Source organism: Mesorhizobium sp. M0768 (assembly GCF_040320195.1).
Classification (GTDB): Bacteria; Pseudomonadota; Alphaproteobacteria; order Rhizobiales; family Rhizobiaceae; genus Mesorhizobium.
Map to the genome: position 1 here is coordinate 1 of NZ_JAMYPD010000103.1, position 909 is coordinate 909.

Below are 909 nucleotides of genomic sequence, written 5' to 3' on the forward strand. Positions count from 1 at the left end.
TGAGCCCGTACTTCCATCCTATCGGGGAACAACCACCCGCTCTTCAATATGTGACCGTTTCCGGCTTCAGGGCGACTCGCTCCGCGATTACCCCATGTTTGAAGACGCAGACTTCTCAGTGGCACTCCGTCTGGCTTCAACCTGAAAATGTCTCAATCGATCAACGCTCAGCAGTGAGATTCGCGGCAGTGGTCTCAAGACAGTCAACTGTCAGCGGCAAGCTGGGTCTCAAGATCGCCTTCTGAATTCGATATCAGGCGAGAGAACACTCGTTAGTCCGAATTGGCGGGCGCGGAGGAATACTGGTTTTTGCCTGTTGCCCTTGCTCGGCCCCGCCAATGCGATCCGTCGGGAAGTTTAGCCGATAATTCGCCTTGAGTCAGTGCGGCGACAAGTAGAGAGCAATCGAGTTCCTCAAGGAACGGAACCTTCAGGTCACTCTGAGCTGCCATCCGAAGCGATCTCAATCTTGCTGTCTTTTCGCTACGTTCGGCATGCTCAGCCTCGGCAATGACTTTCGCGGAGCGGATAAGCTTTCTATTTTCCAGCCAACACATGTGTTCGATCCTGCGAAATTTCTTCTTGGACCTTGCCGCAGCTTTTCCGCGCGGATTTGCGCGGCGATCAGCCCAGTTCGGATCCAATCCCGTTTTTCCGCTCGCCAAGCCTTCTCTGGCGCCAATACGTCGTCTTGCCCTCTCTCTTCGAGGTTGTCGCCCTTCATTGTAATGACTCCGGTTGATTGGTGATGGTGCCGCTCCCGCCAAACGGCGCGGGCCGTCGGCTGACAATAGCGGTCGGGCCTAAGCGAAGACCGATTCATTATGCACCTCCTTTTCAAATGGCGGAAAACAGCGATTCCTGGTTGTCGTCGTGGATGCGATGCGGAGTATTGCGCGCCAAATCGGC

General features: G+C 55.0%; 2 protein-coding genes. One reads left to right on the top strand and one right to left on the bottom strand.

What is annotated here, in order from left to right; all coding sequences use genetic code 11:
* Nucleotides 1-245 (top strand): hypothetical protein (locus NKI08_RS34500; RefSeq protein ID WP_352775974.1); only part of this gene is annotated, 245 nt, incomplete at its 5' end.
* A 27-nt stretch (nucleotides 246-272) separates the two neighbouring features.
* Here the strand turns inward: NKI08_RS34500 and NKI08_RS34505 are convergent.
* Nucleotides 273-644: a hypothetical protein gene (locus tag NKI08_RS34505; RefSeq protein ID WP_352775977.1), complete on the bottom strand. Its 372-nt coding sequence runs from the start codon at nucleotides 642-644 to the stop codon at nucleotides 273-275.
* Between the last annotated feature and the right edge of the window lie 265 nt (nucleotides 645-909).